Here is a 19,793-nt window from a genome sequence, read left to right as displayed (position 1 = left end):
CGTGCGGCCGACATACGCATGGTTTCTCTGCTCAAAAAACTCATAGGTAGCCGCAACGACCGGCTGCTTAAGCAGTATCGCAAGCTGGTAACCCAGATCAATGGGCTGGAGCCCAAGATCTCCGCGCTCTCCGATGCGGAGCTGGCGGCCAAGACCGCGGAATTCCGTTCCCGCCATGCACAGGGCACGTCGCTCGACGACCTGCTGCCCGAAGCTTTCGCCGTCGTGCGCGAGGCTGGCAAACGGGTATTCGGCATGCGCCACTTCGACGCGCAGCTGCTGGGCGGCATTGCCCTGCACAGCGGCAAGATCGCCGAAATGCGCACGGGTGAAGGCAAGACGCTGATGGCCACGCTGCCGGTCTACCTGAACGCGATCGCCGCCAAGGGCGTGCACGTGGTCACGGTGAACGACTACCTGGCCCGCCGCGACGCCGAGTGGATGGGGCGCCTGTATCACTTCCTGGGCCTGTCCACGGGCGTGGTGGTGCCGCAGCAGCCGAACGAGGAAAAGAAGGCCGCCTACGCCGCCGACATCACCTACGGCACCAACAACGAATTCGGTTTCGACTACCTGCGCGACAACATGGAATACCGTGTTGACGACCGGCGCCAGCGCGGCCTGTTCTACGCCATCGTCGACGAAGTGGACTCGATCCTGATCGACGAGGCGCGCACGCCGCTGATCATCTCCGGCCAGGCCGAAGACCACACCGAGCTCTACATCCGCATGAACGCGGTGCCGCCGCTGCTGACCCGCATGGCCAGCGAGCCCAAGCCGCAGGAACCGGAACCCGAGGGCGACTACTGGGTCGACGAGAAGAGCCAGCAGGTCTACCTGTCGGAAGCCGGCCACGTCAACGCCGAAGGCATCCTGGCGCGCCTGGGCATCCTGCCCGAGGGCGAGTCGCTGTACGACCCGCGCCACATCGCGCTGATGCACCACCTGATGGTGTCGCTGCGCGCCAATACGCTGTTCTTCCGCGATCAGCAGTATGTGGTGCAGGACGGCGAAGTCATCATCGTCGACGAATTCACCGGCCGCCTGATGGTGGGCCGCCGCTGGTCCGATGGCCTGCACCAGGCGGTCGAGGCCAAGGAAGGCGTGAAGATCCAGCACGAGAACCAGACGCTGGCGTCGATCACCTTCCAGAACTACTTCCGCATGTACGAGAAGCTGTCCGGCATGACCGGCACGGCCGATACGGAAGCGTACGAATTCCAGGAAATCTACGGGCTCGAGACGGTCATCATCCCGACCAACAAGCCCATGATCCGCAAGGACCAGAACGACCAGGTCTTCAAGACGGATGCGGAAAAGTACAACGCCATCCTCGAAGACATCCGCGACTGCCACGAACGCGGCCAGCCGGTGCTGGTGGGCACCACCAGCATCGAGAACTCCGAGCTGCTGTCGGGCCTGCTGAAAAAGGCCAAGCTGCCGCACGAAGTGCTGAACGCCAAGCAGCATGCGCGTGAAGCCGAGATCGTCGCCGAAGCCGGCAAGCCGGGCCACATCACCATCGCCACCAACATGGCGGGCCGCGGCACCGACATCGTGCTGGGCGGCAGCGTCGACAAGCAGATCGACCTGATCCGCGCCGACGAATCGCTGTCCGAAGCCGAAAAGACCGCGCGCATCGAGAAGGTTCGCGCCGACTGGAAGCCGCTCAACGAGCAGGTGAAGGCCGCTGGCGGCCTGCGCATCATCGGCACCGAGCGCCACGAATCGCGCCGTATCGACAACCAGCTGCGCGGCCGTGCCGGCCGCCAGGGTGACCCGGGTTCGTCGCGCTTCTACCTGTCGCTGGAAGATTCGCTGATGCGCATCTTCGCGGGCGACCGCGTGCGCGCCATCATGGAGCGCCTCAAGCTGCCCGAGGGCGAGCCGATCGAGGCCGGCATGGTGACGCGTTCCATCGAGACCGCGCAGCGCAAGGTGGAAGGCCGCAACTTCGACATCCGCAAGCAACTGCTGGAATATGACGACGTCGCCAACGACCAGCGCAAGGTGCTGTACTCGCAGCGCAATGACGTGCTGGAAGCGGCCAGCGTCGGCGCCACGGTCGAGAACCTGCGCGACGCCGCGGTGGTCGACCTGTTCAACACCTACGTGCCGCCGGAATCGGTGGAAGAGCAGTGGGACATCCCGGCCCTGCAAAAGGCGCTGGAGGCCGACTGGCAGGTCCACCTGCCGTTGACCGAGATGCTCGAGAAGGAAGCCAACCTGACCGACGAGGATCTGCGCGAACGCGTGATCGCGGCGGCCCGCGACATCTATCAGGGCAAGGTCGACCAGGTCGGCACCGAGTCGTGGTCGCAGTTCGAGCGTTCGATCATGCTGCAGGCGATCGACACGCACTGGCGCGAACACCTGTCGGCGCTGGATTACCTGCGTCAGGGCATCCATCTGCGCGGCTATGCGCAGAAGAACCCCAAGCAGGAATACAAGCGCGAAGCCTTCGAACTGTTCTCGGGCATGCTGGACCGCATCCGCGACGACGTGGTGCGCGTGCTGATGACGGTGCGCGTGCAGTCGTCCGAACAGGTCGAGCAGGCCGAGGCCGAAGCCGCCCAGTCCCACGTGCAGAACGTGCAGTATCACCACTCCGACTACGACGAGGCCCTGGCCCAGTCGGCCGAGGACACGGGCGCCCAGCCGGTGCGCAACGTGCTGCCCAAGGTGGGCCGCAACGATCCGTGCCCGTGCGGCAGCGGCAAGAAGTACAAGCAGTGCCACGGCAAGCTGGTCTGAGCGGATAACGCCATGCTGCATGCCGTCGGCCAGACCGAGTTCGACCACGCCGTGGTCATGGTGCGGGACCGGCTGGATGCGCTGGCGCCGCACTTCGAGCGCCAGGGTTTCCACCTGAGCGATAAGGCGGTGCACAACCTCGGTTCGTGCAACCGCCTGATCGTGCTCGAAGGCACCTACGTCGAACTGCTGGGCTGGCCGCCCGGCGCGCCGCCGGCGCGCAAGGAAATCGCCGATTCGCCCTTCGGGCTCGAGGCGCTGGTGTTCCGCACCTATGACGCCGAGGCCACGCGCGAGCGCCTGCTCAAGGCGGGCTTCGCCGTCAATCCGATGCAGGAACTGTCCCGTCCCGCCATGCTGGATGGCCAGGAAGTCGAGGCCCGTTTCCATACCGTGCGTTTCGCCGAGCAACCGCTGCCCGGCATCCGCATGTATTTCTGTCGTCACCTGACGCCCGAGTGCGTCTGGTCGCCCGAGCTGATGGCGCATCCCAACGGCGCCCGCGGCCTGCTGCGGATCGACGCCCGCGCCGCCCAGGCGCGCCAGGTGGCCGAACGGCTGGCGCTGGTGGCCGGCGTGACGGCCGAAGCCGCCGCGGGCGGCTGGGACGTGCCGCTGGCCAATCTGCATATCCACGTGCGCGAGGACGCCACGGCGGTGACGCCGGTGCTGTCCACGCTGACGCTGGAAAACCGCGACGGCGCTCATTACACGCTCGACACGGGCGTCTGATCCTGACTTCCGCGCGCGGTTGGCGCGCGGGTCTTTTCCCTGTCTGATCTCCCCGTTCCCAAATTTTTGGGGACGGATTGTTGTCGCGCGTCTTGCGGGCAAACCCGGGTTGTGGCGCAAAGTGTATGCACTTTAGTATGCACTTCATCCCCACCCGGAGCGCCCAGGCGGCCGACACTCTCATGACGCCATCCCGACCCGCAGCCCGCACCATGGCCGGCCAGGCCGAGCTGTACAACGCCGTCAAGGCGATGGCGGTGAGTTTCGAGTTCAAGCCGGGCGAACGCATCAACGAAGTCGAGCTGGCCCGGCGCCTGAACGTGAGCCGCACGCCCTTGCGCGAGGTGCTCAACCAGCTGATGGTGGAGGGCTTCCTGACCCGTTCGGTGAACCGCGGCTTCATTGCGCGGCTGCTGGACGCCAAGCAGATCCACAGCCTCTATGAATACCGCGCGGTGCTCGAGGCCGGCATCGTGCGCGCCGCCTGCGAGCGCGCCACCGACGAGGAACTGGCGGCGCTGCGCGCGTTTGTCGAACGCTCGCGCGACGTGCCCGAGGACAGCGACGCGACCCGCCTGCTGGAGCTGGACGAGGCATTCCACCTGACGCTGGCGCGCTATTCGCGCAACGAGGAATTCGTGCGGGCGCTGGAAAGCGTCAATGCCCGCATCCATTTCGTGCGCTGGATCGACATGCAGCAGGGCCGCCGCAGCCATACCCAGGGCGAGCACATGCGCATCGTCCAGGCGCTGGAGCGGCGCGACATCGACGCCTTGCCGGACATGATGCGCAGCCACATCGGCCGGCGGCTGGACCAGATCACCGATGTCATTCGCACCGGCTTTTCAACGATTTACATGCGGGACCAGGCCGAACCCGCCACGGTAGCGCCGGCCAACACCACAACAGCAGGGGAAAAAACATGACCTACACAACGATGCGGCGCGCCTTGGCGGCCGTTTGCGCGCTTGCCGCGCTGGGGGGCGGATTGGCCGCCGCGCCCGCCCGGGCGGAAGACAAGCCGCTGATCCTGGTGGTGCCGTATCCGCCGGGCGGCAGCACCGATATCCTGGCCCGCATCCTGCAGCCGCGGCTGTCCAAGGAGCTGGGCGGGCGCGCCGTGGTGGTGGAAAACCGCCCGGGCGCCGCCAGCCAGATCGCCACCGCCTTCGTGGCGCGGGCCGAGCCCGACGGCAGCACGCTGCTGGTCAGCTTCGACAACCACGGCATCAATCCGGCGGTCAAACCCAAGCTGCCCTACGACACCTTCAAGGACTTCGTCGCCATCACCCAGACCGTGCGCTTTCCGCTGGTGCTGGGCGCCAACCCGGGCGTGCCGGGCGACAACCTGAAGGACTTCCTGGCGGCCGCGGCCAAGCAGCCGCCCAACAAGTTCAACTACGCCTCCACCGGCGTCGGTTCGCTCAATCACCTGGCGCCGGAGGAACTCAAGCGCCTGTCGAAGGTGGAGCTGCTGCACGTGCCGTACGGCGGCGGCGGACCGGCCATCCAGGCGGTGGTGGGCGGTCAGGCCAACATGACCTGGCTGAGCTTCGCCGCGCTGCGCGGCCAGATCCAGGCCGGCAAGATCAAGCCGCTGGCGGTGGCCGGCGAGAAGCGCCTGCCCGACCTGCCCAACGTGCCGACGGTGGCCGAGTCCGGTTTCCCCGGGTTCGTCGCCTATTCGTGGAGCGGCATGTTCGCCCCCAAGGGCACGCCGGAGGCGACCGTGAAGAAGCTGACGCAGGCCTTCAACACCGTGCTGGCCGATCCGGACGTCAAGAAGAAGCTGGAAGAGGCGGGCTTCGAGATCGTGGCGTCGAACGGCCCGGCGCTGGATGCCTACGTGAAGGCGGAATACGACCGCTGGAGCAAGTTCATCAAGAGCAGCAACATCAACCTGGATAACTGAGCGGCCGGCGGCGGGGCGCGATCGCGTCCCGCCCGGTCCGCGCATCGCGTGGAGAAGACATGGATACCTTGACCGGCGCCGAAGCAATGGTGCGGATGCTGCAACACAACGGCGTCAAACATATTTTCGGCCTGTGCGGCGATACCAGCCTGCCGTTCTACGACGCGCTCTACCGGCTCGATCATGGCATGCAGCACATCCTGACCCGGGACGAGCGCAGCGCCGGCTACATGGCCGACGCCTACGCCCGCGTGACCGGCAAGGTCGGCGTGTGCGAAGGGCCGAGCGGCGGCGGCGCGACCTATCTGCTGCCCGGGCTGGTGGAGGCCAACGAGTCGTCCATCCCGGTGCTGGGCATCACGTCCGACGTGGCGGTGGGCTCGCGCGGCAAGTACCCGCTGACCGAACTGGACCAGGAGGCCCTGTACCGGCCGCTGACCAAATGGAACCGCACCATCGACCGCGCCGACCAGATTCCCGGCATGGTGCGCGCGGCGTTCCGCGCCATGACCACCGGCAAGCCCGGTTCGGCGCACCTGTGCTTCCCGTATGACGTGATGAAGCAGCAGGTCGATGGCGCCGATGTCTGGGCCCAGCCGGAACACGCGCAATTCCCCTCGCTGCGCTACGCGCCGGATCCGGCCGACGTGGCGCGCGCGGCGCAGCGCCTGGTCGGCGCGCGCGCGCCGGTCATCATCTGCGGCGGCGGCGTGGTGATCGCCGGCGCCAGCGGCGCGCTGCAGGAACTGGCCGAGAGCCTGAAGGCGGCGGTCTGCGTGACCGTCAGCGGCCAGGGCAGCCTGGCCGACACGCATCCGCTGAACGCGGGCGTGGTGGGCTCGAACGGCGGCGTGATGGCGACGCGCGACGTGGTGGCCGCGGCCGACGTGGTGCTGTTCGTCGGCTGCCGCGCGGGGTCGACCTCGACCGAGCACTGGCGCTTCCCGAACCGCGACGTGCCGATCCTGCACATCGACATCGATCCGATGGTGATCGGCGCCAACTACCTGACCGAAGTCGGCATGGTGGGCGATGCCAAGCTGGCCCTGCAGGCGCTGGGCGCCGAGGTGCAGGCGCGCCTGGCGCACCGGCCGTCCGACGCCGCCGACGGCGCGGTGCTGGCCGGCCGCGCCAAGGCCGCGCGCCGCGCGCAGCTGGAGCCGCTGGCGAACAGCCTGGATGCGCCGATCCGCCCCGAGCGCGTGGTGCAGTCGCTCAATCGCCTGTTGCCCGACGACGCCGTGGTGTGCGCCGACCCCGGCACGCCGTGCCCGTATTTCTCGGCCTATTACGACGTGTCGCGGCCCGGCCGCCACTTCATCACCAACCGCGCCCATGGCGCATTGGGTTTCTCGATGTCGGCGGCGCTGGGCGCCTGGGTCGGCCGGCCGAACGCCAAGTGCGTCTCGGTGATGGGCGACGGTAGCTTCGGCTTCACCGTCGGCGAGCTCGAGACCATCGTGCGCCACAAGGCGCCGCTGCTGATGATCGTGTTTTCGAACTCGGTCTATGGCTGGATCAAGGCCAGCCAGAAGGCCGGCTACGACAAGCGCTACTACAGCGTGGACTTCGACCGCACCGACCACGCCCGCATCGCCGAAGCCTATGGCGTGAAGGCCTGGCGGGTCGAGGATCCGGCCAAGCTGGACGCGGCCATCAAGGCGGCCATGGAGCACGACGGCCCGGCGCTGATCGACGTGGTGGCGCAGCCGCTGCAGGATGCGGCGGCGCCGGTCAGCCAGTGGATGGGCTGAGGCGCAGGCAAGACAGGGCGGGGCCATTGGCCCCGCTTTTTTTATGGGGATCCCGTTGCGAAGACTGGCATCCCGCGGTCAATGCGTGGCGGGCGTCGGCACCAGGTGATTGACGCCGGTGCAGAGGTCGGCCTGGTCCACGCCATAGATGTGCAGGGACACCGCGACGCCGGGGCCGGCATTGCCGAGCCGGTGGATCTGGCGCAGGCCCGGGGCGGCGGTGACGACGTCGCCCGGCCGCCGGCTGACCTCGCCGCAGGCAATGGCCGCGGCGGCGACCGGGTCCCAGCGGTAGTGGGTTTCGGCCAGTTCACCCTGCAGGACCTGGTAGGTGCACCAGGTCTTGTGACCATGCACCGGGCTGAATTGCCCCGGGCGCCAGATCAGGTAGGCGACGGTGAAGGCGCCATGCGGATCGGCGTAGGCGATGTGGCGGGTGTAGGTGTCGGCGCGGCCGGCGCGCAGGTCTTCGGGCAGGGCGCGCAGCATATCGCCGGCATTGGCGACGCTGCTGGCCAGCTCGCGCAGCAGGGCGCGGGCCGCGTTCATCTGGGCGGCCTGCACCGATTCGCACAGCGAGCGCAGGTCTGCGGTGGCAAGTTGGACGGAGGTCATGGGCAGGCCCCTGGATGACAAGGTTTCATCTTAGGGATTTGCGCTGGAATGCCTTTGCCAAATTCGGCCGTCCCGGCCCGAACATTAGAAAAAATTTCCACCCCCGCGGCGGCCCGCCGCTCCTATACTGGTCCGCTTCACGGCACCACTCTGGAGAGTCAGGCATGGATCTGGGGATCAGCGGCAAGACGGCATTGGTATTCGGCGGCAGCCGCGGCATGGGCCGGGCCTGTGCCCTGCAATTGGCGCGCGAGGGCGTGGCGGTGACCATCGCGGCGCGCAATCCGCAGACACTGGAGCAGGCCGCGACCGAGATCGCGCGCGCCACGGGCATCGGCGTGGGCTGGGTCTCGGCCGACCTGACGCTGCCCGAGGGGCGCGACGCCGCGCTGGCCGCGTGCCCGCACCCCGATATCCTGATCAACAACGCCGACGGCCCCATGCCCGGCGATTTCCGCGACTGGAGCCATGACGACTGGATCGCGGCGCTCGATTCCATGATGCTGGGCCCCATCGACATGATCCGCCGCGTGGTCGACGGCATGATCGAGCGGCGCTTCGGGCGCATCGTCAACATCGTCTCGCGCAGCGTCAAGGCGCCGCACGCCGAGCTGGGGCTGTCCAACGGCGCGCGCGCCGGGCTGATCGGCTTCGTCAGCGGCCTGGCGCGCCAGACCGTGCGCCACAACGTCACCATCAACAACCTGCTGCCGGGCGCCTTCGCCACCGACGCGCAGGCGCGCCACATCCGCGGCATGCTGGAGGAAGGCGGCAAGACCTTCGAACAGCTGTGGGACGAGCGCGGCCGCGCCAGCCCGGCCGGCCGCTACGGCCAGCCCGAGGAGCTGGGGGCGCTGTGCGCCTATGTCTGCTCGGCGCACGCGGGCTACATGACGGCGCAGAACATCCTGCTCGATGGCGGCGGCTACCCCGGCACGTACTGAATCCGCGCCCCGGGCGGTCCGTGGGGCCGCTTAGGGTGTTCCGCGGCTGGACGCGGGCGGGGTGTCAGGGCAAGATTGCGGCGATATCGCTTGAGGAATCCCCATGGACCAGACGGACATCAAGATCTTGGCGTTGCTGCAGAAGGACGCCACCTGCTCGGTCGCCGAGATCGCCGAGCAGGTCAATCTGTCCGTCACCCCCTGCTGGCGCCGCATCCAGAAGCTCAAGGACGATGGCGTCATCGCCCGCAACGCCATCCTGCTGGACCCGCGCGCGCTGGGGCTGAACCTGACCGTGTTCGTCTCGATCAAGACCAGCCAGCACAACGAGAAATGGACCCAGAGCCTGATCAACGCGGTCATGGCGCTGCCGAATGTGGTCGAGTTCCATCGCATGGCCGGCGACATCGACTACCTGCTCAAGGTGGTGGTCGAGGACATGGCGGCCTATGACCGCTTCTACCGCCGCCTGATCGCCGCGGTCGACCTGCTGGACGTCAGCGCCAGCTTCTCGATGGAAGTCATCAAGAGCACCACCGAACTGCCGCTGGACGCGCTCTAGGCGGACCGGCCGGCCGGGCTGCCGGCGGCCGTCCGGCCGGGGTGAAAGCGGTCCTTGGGGCGGAGCGCAATTTTTTTTCCCTGGCGCCGCCTTCCGGCGAATACAAATTTCTTTCGGCGTGTTGCGCGCGGCCCATCTCGCAATTCTTTTGCGCGGCAGGCGGCGTAGCATATCCGTCATTCCCGCCATGGGAATGAACCCGGGATATCAGAGGACCCTATGTCGTTGGCAGTACCCGCCGGCTGTGCCGGATTGGCGAAGGCGCAACCCGCGTCGGTGGAAGAGCTTTTGGTGGGATGGAACGGCACCGACGACCTGTGGGTGTTCGCCTACGGCTCCCTGATCTGGCATCCCGGTTTTGCCTGGCGCGAACGGCGCCTGGCCACGGTGCGCGGCTATCACCGCTCGCTGTGCCTGTGGTCGCACGACCATCGCGGCTCGCCCGACAATCCCGGGCTGGTGTTCGGCCTGGATCGCGGCGGCTGCTGCCGCGGCGTGGCGTTCCAGATTGCCGCCTGTGACGTGCCTGCGGTGTTCGAGGCGCTGTGGCGCCGCGAGATGGTCACCGGCGCCTACACGCCGCGCTGGCTGGCCTGCCATACCGAACAGGCGCCGGTGCGCGGGCTGGTGTTCCTATTGAATCGCGCCTGCCAGGAATACGCCGCCGACCTGAGCGACGACCGCCTGCTGGCGTCGGTGCGCAATGCGGTCGGGCATTCGGGCCCGTGCCTGGATTACGTGGTGGAAACCGAGAAGGCGCTGCGCGCCCACGGCATCGATGATTGGCGCCTGGGCGAACTGGTGCGCCGGCTGGGCCTGCAGCCCTGCTGAACGGGCGGCCCGCCGGCGGGCCATTGGAACGCCCTGCGGCGGGCGCCTGGGAAAGTCCCGCGGCGTCGCGCCGGGCCGTCAGAAGGCCCAGCGGCCGAACATGAACAGCACGTTGCCCGCGCCGCGCGAACCGGGAATGTAGGTGGCGTACAGCATGGTGTCCTTGTAGCCGGCCGAGACCAGCGGCAGCACGCCGGGGAAGGGCACGTAGCTCATGATGTCGTGGCGCGCGGTCAGGAAGACCGTATAGCCGGCGCCCAGCCGGAAATTCTCGCTGACCCGTCCGATCTTCAGGAAGCCATAGCCGGCGATCGGCTCGACCTTGCTGTGGGAATCCAGGAAGGCCATGGCGTACAGGCCCTGCCAGTCGCCGTCTTCGTCGTAGATGCTGCGGCCATAGCCGCCGCCCCAGGCCAGTTCATTGAAGCTGTTGATTTTTTCGCGGCTGTACATGGCGCGGTTGTGCCAGGCGTAGCCGCTGAAATAGAGGTCGTTGCCGCCTTCGGACCAGATCTGGTCAAGGCGCTGACAGGCGGATTGGGCCCACGACGGCAGGTTGTCGCAGGCGTGCGCGGCGGCGCTGAAAGTGGAGAGCAGCAGGCAAAAAAGCGCTGCCCGGAGTCTGGCGGTCATTGCAGGGACAGAAAATGATGACAACCTCGTTACTGTAACGGAGCAGTCGCCATATTGACTGTCATGCCGCTGTCAAATAAGCGTTCAGGACATCCCGTGAAACATTCGTGCGTGGGTCCGTTGCAGACGCGCTACAGCAGGAAAATCGTGGCCAGGCCCAGGAAGATGAAAAACCCCAGGGAGTCCGTCGCGAAGGTCAGCAGGACCGAGGATCCCATGGCCGGATCCTTGCCGAAGCGGGCCCGCACCATCGGCACCAGCACCCCGACCGAGGCGCCCACCAGCATGTTGCAGACCATGGCGGCCATCATCACCAGGGCGATCGACAGCGAGTGCGAAATCACCCAGGCGAACAGGGCCGCCACCAGGCTGCCGCACAGCCCCACCATCAGGGTCACGAACAGTTCGCGCTTGACCAGCTGCCACAGGTTGCGGCCGGTGATCCGGCCCATCGCCAGGGCGCGGATGATCAGCGTCATGGTCTGGTTGCCCGAGTTGCCGCCGATGCCGGCGACGATGGACATCAGGAACGCCAGAATCACGATCTGGCTGACCGTGCCTTCGAATTGCGAGGCCACGAACGACGCCGTGGCCGCGGTACAGAGGTTGAACAGCAGCCAGGGGGCGCGGTTGCGCAGCGCGGTGCTGACCGGGGCGAAGATGTCTTCCTCCTGCAGGCCGGCGCGCGACAGGGCCTGTTCCTGCGAGTCTTCGCGCATCACGTCGACCACGTCGGCGATGGTGACGCGGCCGATCAGGCGGCCCTGGTCGTCCATCACGGGGGCGGACACCAGGTCGTAGCGTTCGAACGCGCCGGCGGCGTCGGCATCGGAATCCAGCGGGTTGAGCGTCAGGAAGTCGGCGTTCATGACCGCGCGAACTTCGGTTTCAGGTTCGCTGACCAACAGCCGCGATAGCGGCAGGATGCCCTGCAGCTTGTCCTGGCGGTCGACCACGAAGATCTGGTCGGTGTGGTCGGGCAGTTCATGCAGGCGGCGCAGGTAGCGCAGCACCACTTCGAGCGTGACGTCCTCGCGCACCCGGACCATCTCGAAGTCCATGATGGCGCCGACGCTGTCTTCCGGATAGCCCATGGCTTCCAGCAGCTGCGCGCGCTCTTCCTCGGTCAGGCCCTTCTGGACCTCGGCCACCACGTCCGGCGGCAGGTCGGGCGCCAGGTCCGCCAGTTCGTCGGCGTCCATGTTGCCGGTGGCGGCTACCAGGTCCTGGCGGTCCATCGCCTCGATCAGCGATTCGCGCACCCAGTCTTCGACCTCGAGCAGCACGTCGGCGTCGTGCTCGGGGCTGACCAGCTTCCAGATCGTCTGGCGTTCATCCTTGGGCAGCAATTCGAGGATGAAGGCGATGTCCGAGGGGTGCAGGCCGTCCAGCAGGGTCTTGAGCTCCGCCTCGTGCTGGCGGTGCACCAGGTCTTCGACCAGGTTGGCCTTGGCGTCGCCTTCTTCCTGGCGATGCACCAGGTCGGCGACCAGCTGCTGGCGGCGCAGGCGCTCCTGGACTTCCGCCAGGGCGTGCTGCGCGTCTTCCGGGTCGAGGCGGCGGGGCGTCGCGGGCGGTTTCTGCGCGGCGGCGGACTGCGTCATGCGATACGGCTCAAAGAATGGGGAGAGGGCGGCTGCGCCGCGCTTCGTCGGTGGCGACGTAGGTCAGCGTGGCTTCGGTGACCTTGACGACTTCGGCATCCAGGCGCTGGCGTTCCGCGTAGACCTCGACCGAGACGGTGATGGAGGTCTTGCCGGTCTTGATGATGGAAGTATAGAAGCTGAGCAGGTCGCCCACGAACACGGGCTGCTTGAACTGGAACGCGTTGACGGCGACCGTGGCGACCCGGCCGGCCGCGCGGCGGGCGGCGGGAATCGACCCGGCGATGTCGACCTGGGACATGATCCAGCCGCCGAAAACGTCCCCGTGGATGTTGGCGTCCGCGGGCATCGGCATGACGCGCAATACCGCGTCGCGATTGGCGGGCAAAGTCGTGAAGGGGGTTTTGGTGCTGGAGGTCATGCGGCCGGCTCCAATGCAAGGCAACCAGCCGATTATGCAGGAAAAACGGGGCGCCGGCGCGGGCCGGCGCCCCGTCGGGACGCTTTATCGAAGCGGGTGTGGATCAGGACGCCAGCTTGACGATGCCGTAGCCGCCGACCAGCAGCCAGACGTACAGGATCAGGCCCAGCGCCATCACCCGCGGACCGGCCTTGCGGATGTTGGCGAAGCGGGTCTCGATGCCCAGCGCGGTCATGGCCATGGTCAGGGCGAAGACGTCCAGGCGGCGGATGGCGGCGACCACGTCGGCGGGGATGATGTTGAGCGAGTTGATGATGGCCAGGACCAGGAAGCCGACCGCGAACCAGGGAATCGGCAGCCTGGCGCCCTTGGCGTTGCCGCCGGCATGGCTGGCGGCGCTGCGCAGGTACAGGCCGAGGATCAGCAGCACCGGCACCAGCAGCGCGACGCGGGTCATCTTGACGATGGTGGCGACTTCCGTGGTGGCGGGGTCGATGTTGCTGGCCGCGCCGACCACCTGCGCCACTTCGTGGATGGTGCCGCCGATGTAGATGCCCAGCGACTGGGTGTCGAACGGCAGCCAGCCGGCGTGGTACAGCACCGGGTACAGGAACATCGACAGCGTGCCGAACAGCACCACGGTGGCGACCGCCACGGCGCTCTTGTGCGGCTGCGCCCGCAGGGTCGGTTCGAAGGCCAGCACGGCGGCGGCGCCACAGATGGCGCTGCCGGCGGCGGTCAGCATGGCAGTGTCACGGTCCAGCCCGAGCAGGCGCTGGCCGACCCAGGTGCCGATCAGCAGCGTGCCCACCACCACCGCCACCGAGACCGCCAGGCCCGGCAGGCCGACGGCGGCGATCTGCTGGATGCTGATGTTCAGGCCGTAGAAGGCCACGGCGATGCGCAGCAGGCGGCGCGCGGTGAAGTTGACGCCCACGCCCCAGTCGACCGGCATGGTGCCGCGCAGGAAGTTGCCGTACAGCATGCCACAGACGATGCCGACCACCAGCGGCGAAAAGCCCAGCTGGCGGATGGCGGGCAGGTCCGCCAGCTGCATGACCGCGGCCGACATCAGGCCGACGAACAGGACGCCGTTGAGCTTGTCGCGCCAGGGCGTGGCCGTGGCGGCCGGGGAGGCTGGCGCGGCGGGGGCGGCGGCCTGTTGGGGGACGGTGGTGCTGGCGGTGCTCATGGCGGGCCTTTGTGCATATCTAAATAACTGGACGAAATATTAATTTCATAGCCGTTATTTGGAAAATTTTCATTTTTGATATGAAATATCGGAAATTCTGATAATCAAGCCGCCGTGGCGGCCCCGGCCTGGAACGATCCATGACGCCCGATCAATTGCTCACCTTTGCCACGGTGGCCGATGCCGGCAACATCAGCCGCGCGGCGCAGCAGCTGCACCTGTCGCAGCCGGCCGTGTCGGGCCAGCTGCGCGCCTTGCAGGAATGGTTCGGCGAACCGCTGTACCGCCGCAGCGGCCACGGCATCGCCCTGACCGAAGCGGGCGAGCGCCTGGCCGAGCAGGCGCGCCAGCTGCGCCAGGTGTATCGCCAGGCCCAGGCGGTGCGGGAGTCCTGGCGCGGCCTGGAAACCGGCGCGCTGCGGCTGGGGGCCAGCACCACGCCCGCCAGCTACCTGCTGCCCGCCCTGGTGGCGGATTTCCGCCAGGCGTTCCCGGCCGTCAGCCTGCACCTGTCCGATGGCAATACCCGCGAGATCGTCGAGCGCCTGCCCGCGCTGGACCTGGCCTTCATCGAGGGCGACGTGCCGACGGGCCTGCCCGCCGATACCGCGGTGCACGCGTGGCGGCAGGACGAGGTGGTGGCGATCGTGCGCGCCGATCACGCGCTGGCCGGCAAGGGCGCGGTGACGCTGCGCGACCTGGCGCTGTCGGCGCTGGTGATGCGGGAACCGGGGTCAGGCGTGCGGCGGCTGGTCGAGCGGGCGTTTGCCGATGCCGGCCTGGCGCCGTCGATCGGGCTGGAGCTGGCCGGGGTGGAGGGGGTGAAGCAGGCGGTGCGCGCCGGACTGGGCGTGGGTTTCGTGTCCGCCATGTCGATGCGGCACGAGGACGGCGCGCTGGCCGCGTTGCGGCTGTTGCCGCGGCCGCTGACGCGCACGCTGAGCATCCTGGTGCCGCACGCGGATGCCGCCGCCCGCGCCGCCCAGCGCTTCCTGGCGATGTGCCTGGCGGTGCGGACGGGGCAGGGGGGCGGTTTCTAGCGGGAGGTCAGGGCTTGGCCAGGCGCTTGAGCGCCAGCTGCACCCAATAGGTGCCGCCCAGCGCCAGCAGGTCGTCGTTGAAGTCGTAGCTGCCGTTGTGCAGCATGCACGGGCCCAGGCCATGGCCGGCCGCGCGGTGGTCGCCGACGCCGTTGCCGATCCAGACGTAGCAGCCCGGCAGTTCCTGCAGCATGAAGGCGAAGTCCTCGGCGCCCATGGTGGGCTGCACGTGGTCGTTGACCTTGTCGTCGCCGACGATGTCGCGCATCACGTCGGCGCAGAACGCGGCTTCCTCGGGATGGTTGATGGTGGGCGGGTAGTTGCGCTGGAAGGTGAACTCCACTTCGCAATCCATGGCGGCGCAGGTGTGGCGCGAGATCTCTTCCATACGGCGTTCGATCAGGTCCAGCACCTCGAGGGTGAAGGTGCGCACCGTGCCGCGCAGTTCGGCGTGGTTGGGCACCACGTTGTCGGCGCTGCCGGCGTGGATCTGCGTGATGCTGAGCACCGCGGCGTCGAGCGGATTGCGGTTGCGCGTGATGATGGTCTGCAGCGATTGTGCCAGTTGCACCGCCGCCATCACCGGGTCAATGCCCAGGTTGGGCATGCCGGCATGGGTGCCCTTGCCCTTGACCACGATGGAGAATTCGTTGCTGGAGGCCATGATGGGGCCGGCGGTCACGCCGAACTGGCCGGGCGCCATGCCGGGCCAGTTGTGCATGCCGAACACGGCTTCCATGGGGAAGCGCGTGAACAGGCCGTCGTCGATCATGCGCTTGGCGCCGCCGCCGCCTTCCTCGGCGGGCTGGAAGATCACATAGACCGTGCCGGCGAAGTCGCGGTGCTGCGCCAGGTAGCGCGCGGCGGCCAGCAGCATGGCGGTGTGGCCGTCGTGGCCACAGGCGTGCATCTTGCCGGCATGCTTGCTGGCGTGGGCGAAGGTATTGGCTTCCTGCATCGGCAGGGCGTCCATGTCGGCGCGCAGGCCGACGGCGCGTTCGCCGGGACGGTCGCCGCGGATGATGCCGACCACGCCGGTGCCGCCGAGGCCGCGATGGATTTCAATGCCCCATTCTTCGAGCTTGGCCGCGACCACGTCGGCGGTGCGGAATTCCTCGAACGCCAATTCGGGATGCGCGTGGATGTCGCGTCGGATCTGGGAGATATCGTCGCGCCAGGCGACGATGGGATCGAGGAGTTTCATGGGAAGAATCAGGCGGAATTTGGGAACGCAACAAGGTTATCATCAATCAAAAACCAATTTAATGGAGACAAACACCATGACCCGTCCGTGGCTTGCCCATTACCCGAAAGGGGTGCCCGCCGATATCTCCATCGACGGCTATGCGTCGCTCACCGACCTGCTGGACCGGGCCTGCAAGCAGTACGCGACCCGCATCGCCTGCACCGCCATGGGCAGCGACATCACCTATGCGCAGCTTGACGCGCATGGCCGCGGGTTCGCCGCCTGGCTGCAGAGCCTGGGGCTGCCCAAGGGGTCGCGGGTCGCGCTGATGATGCCCAACGTGCCGGCCTACCTGGTGGCGCTGCTGGGCACGCTGCGGGCCGGCCACGCGGTGGTCAACGTCAACCCGCTCTATACCCCCGATGAACTGCAGCGACAGTTGCAGGACAGCGGCGCGGCGGTCATCGTCATTCTGGAGAATTTCGCCCACACGCTGCAGAGCGTGACCGACCGCGGTCAGCTCAAGCACGTCGTGGTGACCGGACCGGGCGACCTGCTGGGCGGCCTGAAGGCGCCGCTGGTGAACCTGGCGGCGCGCTATATCAAGAAGCTGGTGCCGGCGTGGCATATCGACGGCGCGCAGATGCTGCCGAAGGTGCTGGCCAGGGGAGCGGGCCTGCCGTTCACGGCGCCGGTCATCTCGATGGACGACCTGGCGGTGCTGCAATACACCGGCGGCACCACTGGCGTACCCAAGGGCGCCATGCTGACGCATCGCAACCTGACGTCCAACGTGATGCAGATGGAAGCGGTGGCCTCGCCCGCGCTGCATGACCTGGCGGGGCAGCAGATCACGATCCTGAGCGCGCTGCCGCTGTACCACGTGTTCGCCATGACGGTCTGCGGCCTGTACGGGCTGCACGCCGGCATGCGCAACGTGCTGATCATCAATCCGCGCGACCAGCCATCGCTGATCGGCGCGTGGCGCAAGACGCCCATCAATGTGTTCCCGGGCGTCAATACGCTGTTCAACGCGCTGGTCCACAACGAGGATTTCGCCAAGCTGGATTTCTCCGGCTTGCGGCTGACGCTGGGCGGCGGCATGGCGGTGCAGCAGGCGGTGGCCGAGCGCTGGCTCAAGGTCACGGGCCGGCCGCTGGTCGAGGGCTATGGCCTGTCCGAAACCTCGCCGGTGGCCACGGTCAATCCGACCGACACCGACGCCTACTCCGGCGCCATCGGCCTGCCGCTGCCGTCCACCGATGTCGCGATCCTGGATGACGCGGGCAACGAGGTGGCGCTGGGCGAGCGCGGCGAAGTGGCCATCCGCGGGCCGCAGGTCATGGCCGGCTACTGGCAGAAGCCGGAAGAGACCCGCCACGCCATGACCGCCGACGGCTTCTTCCGCACCGGCGATATCGGCATCATGGACGACAAGGGCTACACCCGCATCGTCGACCGCAAGAAGGACATGATCACGGTGTCCGGCTTCAAGGTCTATCCGAACGAGGTCGAGGCGGCCGTGGCGCAGATGCCGGGCGTGCTCGAATGCGCCGCCATCGGCGTGCCGGACGAGCATTCGGGCGAGGCCGTCAAGGTGTTCGTGGTGAAGAAGGATGCGTCGCTGACCGAGGCCCAGGTGCAGCAGTGGTGCAAGGACAAGCTGACCGGCTACAAGCGGCCGCGCTTCGTCGAATTCCGCGACGAGCTGCCCAAGAGCAACGTCGGCAAGATCCTGCGGCGCGAATTGCGTCCGGACGCCGAGGCCGCCGCGCCGCAGGGCCAGGCGGCCTGATCGCGCGGGCCGCGCGGGCGGCCGGGCCTCAGCCCGGCTGGTCCAGGTGCGGGGCGATCATCTCGTGCAGGGCGCGTTCGATGTCGGGATTGCCGGCCACGACGCGCCCGCCGATGGGCCAGGAGTCCTGCTGGTGCATGTCGTTGCAGGCGCCGCCGGCTTCGCGCACGATCAGCGTGCCCGCGGCCACGTCCCAGGGCGCCAGTCCCATTTCCCAATAGCCGTCGTAACGGCCGCAGGCGGTCCAGGCCAGGTCCAGCGCGGCCGCGCCCATGCGCCGCACGCCGCGGGCGCGGTTGATGGCGTCATGCAGCATCGGCATGTACTGGCTGGCGAAGGAAAAGTCGCGGAAGGGAAAGCCGGTTGCCAGCACGGCGTCGTCCAGCGTGCGGGTGCGCGAGCAATTGATGCGGCGGCCGTTGAGCCAGGCGCCCAGGCCATATACGGCGGTGAACAGCTCTTCGCGGCAAGGGTCGTAGACCACGCCGGCCACGGGCGTTTCGCGGGCCAGGCGTTCGGTGGGGGACACCGCGGTGCCGGCGTGCGCGATGAGCGCGATCGACACGGCGTAATGCGGAATGTCGTGCAGGAAATTGGTGGTGCCGTCGAGCGGGTCGATGTACCAGGTGGCGGCGCCTTGCGCCTGACCGCCGGTCTCTTCGGCGACGATGCCGAACTGGGGCGTGCGCGCCTGCAATTCCTCGATGATCGCGGCCTCGGCCTCGCGGTCGGCCTGGGACACGAGATCGTTGCGCGCCTTGCGATCGATCACGAGATCGGCGCGATGATGCGCGTAGGATTGCAGGATGGCCGCGCCGGCATGGGCTGCCGTGACCGCGGCGTCGAGCGCGGCGCACAGGTCTACGGGCGAGGCGAGCGAGCGGGGCGGGTCATAGGTTTCCATGAAACCAGTGTAAGCCCAGCCATGCGTCAAATCCGTGGCGGCGCGGCAAAAGCCCGGACGCCCGTGGCGCGCATCCAACGCAGCCGGCCGCGCCAGCCGATAATCCATCTTTTCCGATCGCCGCCGTTTCCATGTCTTCGTCCTACGTGCCCCTGACCCCCGCGGTCGCTGAATTCGATGCGCAGGGCCGGCTCTACAGCCCGGCCTATGGCGACGTGTACCACTCGCCGTCGGGCGCGCTGGGCCAGGCCGAACACGTTTTCCTGCGCGGCAACGGCCTGCCTGAACGCTGGCGCGGACGCGGCGCCTTCACGGTCTGCGAGACCGGTTTCGGCCTGGGGCTCAATTTCCTGGCGTTGTGGCGTGCGTGGCGCGATGATCCGCAGCGCTCGCGCACCCTGCACGTGGTGTCGCTGGAGGCGCACCCGTTCGGCCGCGCGGACTTGCAGGCCTTGCTGGCGCGCCATGCGCCCGAACCCCTGGCCGCGCTGGCGGCGCAACTGGCGGCGCAGTGGCCGGCCTTGCTGCCCGGCCTGCACCGGCTGGAATTCGAGGGCGGCGTGGTGACGCTGACGCTCGGTTTCGGCGATGCGCAGGCGCTGGCACCGCGGCTTGCGGCGCGGGTCGACGCGTATTTCCTGGATGGTTTCGCGCCGGAGCGCAATCCGCGCATGTGGCAGGCCGCCTTGCTCAAGGACCTGGCGCGGCTGGCCGCGCCGCAGGCTACGGTGGCCACCTGGGCCTGCACCGGCGAATTGCGCCAGGCCCTGCGTGATGCGGGGTTCGATGTCCGGCGGGCGCCGGGCTATGGCGGCAAATGGCACATGACGGTGGGCACCGCCACGCCCGGCGCCGACGCCGCGCCGGCCGCGGCGGCCGAGGAGGGCCGCCACGCGCTGGTGGTGGGGGCGGGC

18 protein-coding genes are annotated in these 19,793 nt (G+C 67.9%); 11 read left to right on the top strand and 7 right to left on the bottom strand.

Features of this window, described 5'->3' with window-relative positions:
- Positions 1-18 precede the first annotated feature (18 nt).
- The 5 genes from secA (at position 19) to AOZ53_RS27045 (ending at position 7,152) form a co-directional block, all read left to right on the top strand.
- Complete coding sequence (gene secA, locus AOZ53_RS27065; RefSeq protein ID WP_054433508.1) at positions 19-2,754, top strand: preprotein translocase subunit SecA; 2,736 nt, start codon at positions 19-21, stop codon at positions 2,752-2,754.
- Positions 2,755-2,766: 12 nt separating this feature from the next.
- Positions 2,767-3,486 carry a VOC family protein gene (locus AOZ53_RS27060; RefSeq protein WP_054490135.1) on the top strand — a complete coding sequence of 240 codons (720 nt, stop codon included), beginning with the start codon at positions 2,767-2,769 and terminating at the stop codon, positions 3,484-3,486.
- A 182-nt stretch (positions 3,487-3,668) separates the two neighbouring features.
- Positions 3,669-4,412 carry a GntR family transcriptional regulator gene (locus AOZ53_RS27055; protein WP_054433575.1) on the top strand — a complete coding sequence of 248 codons (744 nt, stop codon included), beginning with the start codon at positions 3,669-3,671 and terminating at the stop codon, positions 4,410-4,412.
- Positions 4,409-5,398 (top strand): tripartite tricarboxylate transporter substrate binding protein, encoded by a 990-nt coding sequence (locus AOZ53_RS27050; RefSeq protein WP_054433510.1) that lies wholly within the window; start codon positions 4,409-4,411, stop codon positions 5,396-5,398. The genes AOZ53_RS27055 and AOZ53_RS27050 overlap by 4 nt, the downstream gene beginning before the upstream one ends.
- A 59-nt stretch (positions 5,399-5,457) precedes the next feature.
- Positions 5,458-7,152, top strand: coding sequence for a thiamine pyrophosphate-binding protein (locus AOZ53_RS27045; RefSeq protein ID WP_054433511.1), 1,695 nt, complete (start codon positions 5,458-5,460; stop codon positions 7,150-7,152).
- A 78-nt stretch (positions 7,153-7,230) separates the two neighbouring features.
- Here the strand turns inward: AOZ53_RS27045 and AOZ53_RS27040 are convergent, their stop codons facing one another.
- Positions 7,231-7,767, bottom strand: coding sequence for a cysteine dioxygenase family protein (locus AOZ53_RS27040; protein ID WP_054433512.1), 537 nt, complete (start codon positions 7,765-7,767; stop codon positions 7,231-7,233).
- Between the two features lie 164 nt (positions 7,768-7,931).
- Here AOZ53_RS27040 and AOZ53_RS27035 point away from each other — a divergent pair, with 164 nt between their 5' ends.
- From AOZ53_RS27035 to AOZ53_RS27025, 3 genes are all read left to right on the top strand, one after another.
- On the top strand, positions 7,932-8,711 hold the full coding sequence (locus AOZ53_RS27035; RefSeq protein ID WP_054433513.1) for an SDR family oxidoreductase: 780 nt from the start codon (positions 7,932-7,934) through the stop codon (positions 8,709-8,711).
- Between the two features lie 103 nt (positions 8,712-8,814).
- The gene (locus AOZ53_RS27030; RefSeq protein WP_006388798.1) at positions 8,815-9,273 is read left to right on the top strand and encodes an Lrp/AsnC family transcriptional regulator; all 459 of its coding nucleotides are present in this window, start codon (positions 8,815-8,817) and stop codon (positions 9,271-9,273) included.
- A 219-nt stretch (positions 9,274-9,492) separates the two neighbouring features.
- Complete coding sequence (locus tag AOZ53_RS27025) at positions 9,493-10,104, top strand: gamma-glutamylcyclotransferase (RefSeq protein WP_054433514.1); 612 nt, start codon at positions 9,493-9,495, stop codon at positions 10,102-10,104.
- Between the two features lie 78 nt (positions 10,105-10,182).
- Here AOZ53_RS27025 and pagP read toward each other — a convergent pair whose 3' ends face one another.
- From pagP to AOZ53_RS27005, 4 genes are all read right to left on the bottom strand, one after another.
- Complete coding sequence (pagP, locus tag AOZ53_RS27020; protein WP_054433515.1) at positions 10,183-10,737, bottom strand: lipid IV(A) palmitoyltransferase PagP; 555 nt, start codon at positions 10,735-10,737, stop codon at positions 10,183-10,185.
- Positions 10,738-10,868: 131 nt separating this feature from the next.
- Positions 10,869-12,341, bottom strand: coding sequence for a magnesium transporter (gene mgtE / locus AOZ53_RS27015; RefSeq protein WP_054490133.1), 1,473 nt, complete (start codon positions 12,339-12,341; stop codon positions 10,869-10,871).
- Between the two features lie 10 nt (positions 12,342-12,351).
- Positions 12,352-12,762 carry an acyl-CoA thioesterase gene (locus AOZ53_RS27010; protein WP_006392972.1) on the bottom strand — a complete coding sequence of 137 codons (411 nt, stop codon included), beginning with the start codon at positions 12,760-12,762 and terminating at the stop codon, positions 12,352-12,354.
- A gap of 103 nt (positions 12,763-12,865) precedes the next feature.
- Complete coding sequence (locus AOZ53_RS27005) at positions 12,866-13,954, bottom strand: YeiH family protein (RefSeq protein WP_054433517.1); 1,089 nt, start codon at positions 13,952-13,954, stop codon at positions 12,866-12,868.
- 140 nt (positions 13,955-14,094) lie between these two features.
- Here AOZ53_RS27005 and AOZ53_RS27000 point away from each other — a divergent pair, with 140 nt between their 5' ends.
- Positions 14,095-14,994 carry a LysR family transcriptional regulator gene (locus AOZ53_RS27000; protein WP_054433518.1) on the top strand — a complete coding sequence of 300 codons (900 nt, stop codon included), beginning with the start codon at positions 14,095-14,097 and terminating at the stop codon, positions 14,992-14,994.
- A gap of 7 nt (positions 14,995-15,001) precedes the next feature.
- On the opposite strand, the gene AOZ53_RS26995 is transcribed toward AOZ53_RS27000, so the two are convergent.
- Positions 15,002-16,198 (bottom strand): M20 aminoacylase family protein, encoded by a 1,197-nt coding sequence (locus AOZ53_RS26995; RefSeq protein WP_054433519.1) that lies wholly within the window; start codon positions 16,196-16,198, stop codon positions 15,002-15,004.
- A 76-nt stretch (positions 16,199-16,274) separates the two neighbouring features.
- On the opposite strand from AOZ53_RS26995, the gene AOZ53_RS26990 reads away from it, so the two are divergent.
- Entirely contained in the window at positions 16,275-17,975 is a 1,701-nt protein-coding gene (locus AOZ53_RS26990) for an AMP-binding protein (RefSeq protein WP_054433520.1), read from the top strand.
- A gap of 28 nt (positions 17,976-18,003) precedes the next feature.
- Here the strand turns inward: AOZ53_RS26990 and AOZ53_RS26985 are convergent, their stop codons facing one another.
- Positions 18,004-18,879: an inositol monophosphatase family protein gene (locus AOZ53_RS26985; protein ID WP_054433521.1), complete on the bottom strand. Its 876-nt coding sequence runs from the start codon at positions 18,877-18,879 to the stop codon at positions 18,004-18,006.
- A 131-nt stretch (positions 18,880-19,010) separates the two neighbouring features.
- On the opposite strand from AOZ53_RS26985, the gene mnmD reads away from it, so the two are divergent.
- The coding region (gene mnmD / locus AOZ53_RS26980; protein ID WP_156333543.1) for a tRNA (5-methylaminomethyl-2-thiouridine)(34)-methyltransferase MnmC2 at positions 19,011-19,793 on the top strand (783 nt) is incomplete at its 3' end.

Origin of the sequence: Achromobacter sp. 2789STDY5608621, assembly GCF_001299375.1 — a bacterium.
Lineage (GTDB): Bacteria > Pseudomonadota > Gammaproteobacteria > Burkholderiales > Burkholderiaceae_B > Achromobacter > Achromobacter insuavis.
Note: the sequence above shows the minus strand (reverse complement) of the source record. Positions and strands in the feature narration are given on the sequence as shown.

Excerpts from the sequence above, each read along its gene's own strand:
- AOZ53_RS26985 (WP_054433521.1), bottom strand. The coding sequence starts at position 18,879 with ATGGAAACCTATGACCCGCCCCGCTCGCTCGCCTCGCCCGTAGACCTG.
- mgtE (WP_054490133.1), bottom strand. The coding sequence starts at position 12,341 with ATGACGCAGTCCGCCGCCGCGCAGAAACCGCCCGCGACGCCCCGCCGC.
- AOZ53_RS27035 (WP_054433513.1), top strand. The coding sequence starts at position 7,932 with ATGGATCTGGGGATCAGCGGCAAGACGGCATTGGTATTCGGCGGCAGC.
- AOZ53_RS27000 (WP_054433518.1), top strand. The coding sequence starts at position 14,095 with ATGACGCCCGATCAATTGCTCACCTTTGCCACGGTGGCCGATGCCGGC.
- pagP (WP_054433515.1), bottom strand. The coding sequence starts at position 10,737 with ATGACCGCCAGACTCCGGGCAGCGCTTTTTTGCCTGCTGCTCTCCACT.
- AOZ53_RS27030 (WP_006388798.1), top strand. The coding sequence starts at position 8,815 with ATGGACCAGACGGACATCAAGATCTTGGCGTTGCTGCAGAAGGACGCC.
- AOZ53_RS27025 (WP_054433514.1), top strand. The coding sequence starts at position 9,493 with ATGTCGTTGGCAGTACCCGCCGGCTGTGCCGGATTGGCGAAGGCGCAA.
- AOZ53_RS27010 (WP_006392972.1), bottom strand. The coding sequence starts at position 12,762 with ATGACCTCCAGCACCAAAACCCCCTTCACGACTTTGCCCGCCAATCGC.
- AOZ53_RS27040 (WP_054433512.1), bottom strand. The coding sequence starts at position 7,767 with ATGACCTCCGTCCAACTTGCCACCGCAGACCTGCGCTCGCTGTGCGAA.
- AOZ53_RS26990 (WP_054433520.1), top strand. The coding sequence starts at position 16,275 with ATGACCCGTCCGTGGCTTGCCCATTACCCGAAAGGGGTGCCCGCCGAT.
- AOZ53_RS27045 (WP_054433511.1), top strand. The coding sequence starts at position 5,458 with ATGGATACCTTGACCGGCGCCGAAGCAATGGTGCGGATGCTGCAACAC.
- AOZ53_RS27060 (WP_054490135.1), top strand. The coding sequence starts at position 2,767 with ATGCTGCATGCCGTCGGCCAGACCGAGTTCGACCACGCCGTGGTCATG.
- AOZ53_RS27050 (WP_054433510.1), top strand. The coding sequence starts at position 4,409 with ATGACCTACACAACGATGCGGCGCGCCTTGGCGGCCGTTTGCGCGCTT.
- secA (WP_054433508.1), top strand. The coding sequence starts at position 19 with ATGGTTTCTCTGCTCAAAAAACTCATAGGTAGCCGCAACGACCGGCTG.
- AOZ53_RS27055 (WP_054433575.1), top strand. The coding sequence starts at position 3,669 with ATGACGCCATCCCGACCCGCAGCCCGCACCATGGCCGGCCAGGCCGAG.
- AOZ53_RS26995 (WP_054433519.1), bottom strand. The coding sequence starts at position 16,198 with ATGAAACTCCTCGATCCCATCGTCGCCTGGCGCGACGATATCTCCCAG.
- AOZ53_RS27005 (WP_054433517.1), bottom strand. The coding sequence starts at position 13,954 with ATGAGCACCGCCAGCACCACCGTCCCCCAACAGGCCGCCGCCCCCGCC.